Source organism: Robinsoniella sp., from assembly GCF_034124845.1.
Map to the genome: position 1 here is coordinate 1 of NZ_JAWYAJ010000325.1, position 3,961 is coordinate 3,961.

Annotated in this window: 4 protein-coding genes; all 4 read left to right on the forward strand. The window is 44.2% G+C overall.

Annotated features, from left to right (window positions below):
- Positions 1 to 1,106, forward strand: a 1,106-nt coding sequence (gene rpoD, locus ACH2DQ_RS16390; protein ID WP_395027452.1) for an RNA polymerase sigma factor RpoD, incomplete at its 5' end; no start/stop codon positions are given.
- A 159-nt stretch (positions 1,107 to 1,265) separates the two neighbouring features.
- Positions 1,266 to 2,432 (forward strand): acetyl-CoA carboxylase biotin carboxylase subunit family protein, encoded by a 1,167-nt coding sequence (locus ACH2DQ_RS16395; protein ID WP_394915905.1) that lies wholly within the window; start codon positions 1,266 to 1,268, stop codon positions 2,430 to 2,432.
- Positions 2,433 to 2,468: 36 nt separating this feature from the next.
- The gene (locus ACH2DQ_RS16400) at positions 2,469 to 3,662 is read left to right on the forward strand and encodes an ATP-grasp domain-containing protein (protein WP_395027454.1); all 1,194 of its coding nucleotides are present in this window, start codon (positions 2,469 to 2,471) and stop codon (positions 3,660 to 3,662) included.
- Between the two features lies 1 nt (position 3,663).
- A partial coding sequence (locus ACH2DQ_RS16405; protein ID WP_395027456.1) for a transporter occupies positions 3,664 to 3,961 on the forward strand: 298 nt, incomplete at its 3' end.

The window sequence follows — 3,961 nt, forward strand, 5'->3', positions numbered from 1 at the left end:
AATTTTCAAAAGCATTAAAAGGACTTATTGATAAGGCAAAAAGCAAGAAGAACATGATTGAGTACAAAGAAATCAACGATGCTTTTGCAGGAATTGAACTCAGTGAAGACAAGATGGACGCAATATTGGAATTCTTGGAAAAGAGCAATATTGATGTATTACATGGTTCTGCAGATGAAGAAGTAGAAGAATTATTGCTGGAAAGCGATGATGACCTGCTTTTAGGTGAAGAAGAGGAAGTTGAAATTATTGATGATGTTGATGTCCTGGAAGGAGTCAGCACAGAAGATCCGGTACGTATGTATCTGAAAGAAATCGGTAATGTGCCTCTGCTTAGTACAGAAGAAGAAGTGGAACTGGCAAAACGTGTGGAAAATGGCGATGAAGAAGCTAAAAAATCACTGACAGAGGCAAACCTGCGTCTGGTAGTCAGTATTGCTAAAAAATATGTTGGCCGCGGTATGCCTTTCCTGGATCTGATTCAGGAGGGGAATATGGGGCTTATGAAGGCTGTGGACAAGTTCGATTATACCAAGGGATATAAATTCAGTACTTATGCTACCTGGTGGATCCGTCAGGCGATTACACGTGGTATTGCGGATACCGGAAGAACCATTCGTGTTCCGGTACATATGGTAGAAACCATTAATAAAACCCTTCGTATGACCAGAACCTTACTGCAGGAATTAGGAAGAGAACCAACCGCTGAAGAAGTGGCTGAGAGACTGAATGTCCCCGTTGGAAGAGTAAGGGAAGTACTGAAGATTTCCAGGGATCCGGTATCTCTTGATACACCCATTGGTGAAGAAGACGATAGTCATTTAGGTGACTTTATCGAAGACGATTCTGCCCTTTCACCGGCAGATTCTGCAGCTTTCTCCATGCTGCGGGAAGAGCTTGGCACTGCTTTGGAGTCCCTTACGGACAGAGAACGCCAGGTGGTGAAGCTGCGCTTTGGTCTGGAAGACGGAAGAGCAAGGACCTTAGAAGAAGTCGGCAAAGAATTCAATGTTACCAGAGAGCGTATCAGGCAGATAGAAGCGAAAGCCCTTCGTAAGCTGCGTCATCCGTCTCGCAGTAAACGACTGAAGGATTTTCTTATTTAAAGTTTGGATTACAGGAGCGGGTATATCAAGCATGCTCCAGCAGGAAAACGGGATTCGGAAGCCTCATAACAGAAGCTTCCTGGTCCCGATTTTGTTGTATGGGTACAGTCTGCCAAACCGGTTTATGTAATTGAAGTCACGCTTTAAGGAAAGGTTAGTATGAAAAAAATTGTCATTATCGGAGCAAACGATTTTCAGAATCCGCTGATATTAAAAGCCAGAGAGATGGGTTACCAGACTCATGTATTTGCCTGGAAGGAAGGCGCTGTGGGAGAACAGACCGCAGATTATTTCTATCCGGTTAGTATTGTGGAAAAAGAAGAAATTTTAAAGGAATGCAAAAAGATCAAGCCGGATGCGGTAGCCAGTATCGGTTCGGATCTTGCGAATATTACGGTACAGTATCTGGCAGTCAGGCTTGGACTGTGCACAAACAGCGACAACTGTATTTTGTATTCCACCAATAAATTTGAGATGCGCAGTGCATTTGTAAGAAATGATATTTCTGCGCCGCTGTTTACGGTAGTGGATGAGACAAGGAAAATAGAACTGCCCCGGAACATGACATTTCCTCTTATTGTCAAACCCACGGACCGTTCCGGAAGCAGGGCGATTACCAAGGTATTCAAGGAAGAAGAGTTAGACGTGGCGGTTGAGGCTGCCATTTCTAATTCTTTTGAGAAAAAGGCAATATTAGAAGAGTACATTGACGGAGAAGAATTCAGCTGTGAGGGAATCAGTTATAACGGGCAGCATACCTTTCTGGCCATTACCAGAAAGTATACCACCGGGGCACCTCATTTCATCGAGACGGGTCATATGGAACCTTCCGGCTTGTCCCCTAAAATGGAAGCCCGGGTATTCCATGAACTTGGAATGGCTCTGAATGCCCTTGAAATCCGAAATGGGGCATCCCACTCCGAATTCCGCATTAACAGCAGGCAGGAAGTGAAAATCATTGAAATTGGGTCAAGAATGGGCGGAGACTGCATTGGCTCCCATCTGGTACCGCTTTCCACCGGACAGGATTATCTGAAAATGGTCATACAGACTGCTTTGGGTGAAAGACCGGAGATTTTAAAAGAGCCGCTTCACCATTTTGCCAGAATCCAGTTTATTTTTGGAGCCGGGGATATGGAGAAATACAGAAATATTAAAGAAAAATTCCCGGAGAATATAGTGTTTACCAGCGAGATCGGGGAAATTGGTTCCCACGAAGTAGTTGACAGCGGAAGCAGGTTCGGATTTTACATCATGAAAACCGGGGACTTAACACAGATGCAGGAGATTGCAGGTATATTAGCGCCGGGTATCAACCAGAATTAGAGCGTAGAAATACAACAGAATACCGAGGAAAAGAATATGAAAAAATTAATGATATTAGGTGCAAGCTATTCTCAGGTGCCGTTAATCAGGGCGGCAAAAAAACTGGGATTTCATACCATTACAGCCAGCATACCGGGTGATTTTCCGGGATTTGCAGAGGCGGATGAATTCTGCTATGCCGATATTTCAAAGCCGGAGCAGGTATTGGAATATGCAAGAAAGCTTCAGATAGATGGAATTACCACTTGCTGTCTGGATACCGGAGTGCCGGCAATAGGATACGTATGTGAGAAGATGGGACTTAAGGGACCGTCCTATGAAGCGGCATGCTGTTCTACGAATAAATGGGAAATGAAAAAAGCTTTTGAGAGAGAAGGCGTAAGCACCGCCAGATTCCGCCTTGTGAAAAATCAGGAGGATCTGGAAAAGGCATTGCAGGAGCTGACATTTCCAGTGATTGTGAAAGCTGTGGACCTGATGGGCAGCAGAGGAATATTCAGAAGCAATACCAAAGAGGAAGCCATTTCCAATTACAGCAAGACAATGGAAGCAACCGGGAAGGACTACTGCCTGGTGGAAGAATTTATTGAAGGAACAATATTCGGTACGGAGGCAATGCTTCAGGACGGAGAACTTGTTTTTATGCTTCCCAACGGAATCGATGCATATCAGGGATTTACGCCCACACCGGTGGGACATTCGGTACCTCTGGAGCATATTGACCAGCTGTCGCCACAGATTTCCAGGGAAGTTTTAAAGGCAGTCCGGGCACTGGGATTTGATAACTGTCCCGTTAACTGCGATCTCATATTAAAGGAAGGCAAAGTCTATATGATTGAAATCACAGCAAGAGCAGGGGCTACCTGCCTGCCGGAATTAGTGAGTATCTACTATGGAATACATTATTATGAAGTGATTGCCATGCTGGCAATGGGACTGGATGTCCGGGCGTTGTTTATCCGCGCTTCCATGCTGCGTCCGGTACCAAATCTTTCAAAGATTTTAATTTCTTCTAAGACCGGTAAGGTTACGAAGCTGGTAAATGAAAACGGGCCTTCTGAGGATATTATTGACTTGTCTTTTAATATCAGGGAAGGGGATCACGTGAACCAGTATAACAATGGCAGAGACAGAATCGGCCAGATTATTATAAAGGGTGATACGCTGCAGGCATGCAGGGAGCGGTTAGAAGAAGTACTGTCCAAAATCACGATAGAAGTGGAAGAATGATATGGCAGAAAAGACAAAAAACAGATGGTTTTATATAAAGTTATTTACAGTGCTGCATATTAGTCTGCTTTTTAGTTCTCTAAGCGGAGTGGCATCAAAGATGGCGGCGAATCAGAAATTTCTATCCCTGGAATTTTGCGGTTACTATGGACTGGTATTGCTGATTATGTTTGTATATGCGTTTATCTGGCAGCAGATCTTAAAGCGTATCCCGCTGACTGTCGCATTTGCAAATAAACCGGTCACCCTGATCTGGGGTATGATTTTTGGCAAATTAATATTTGGTGAGGTAATCACAT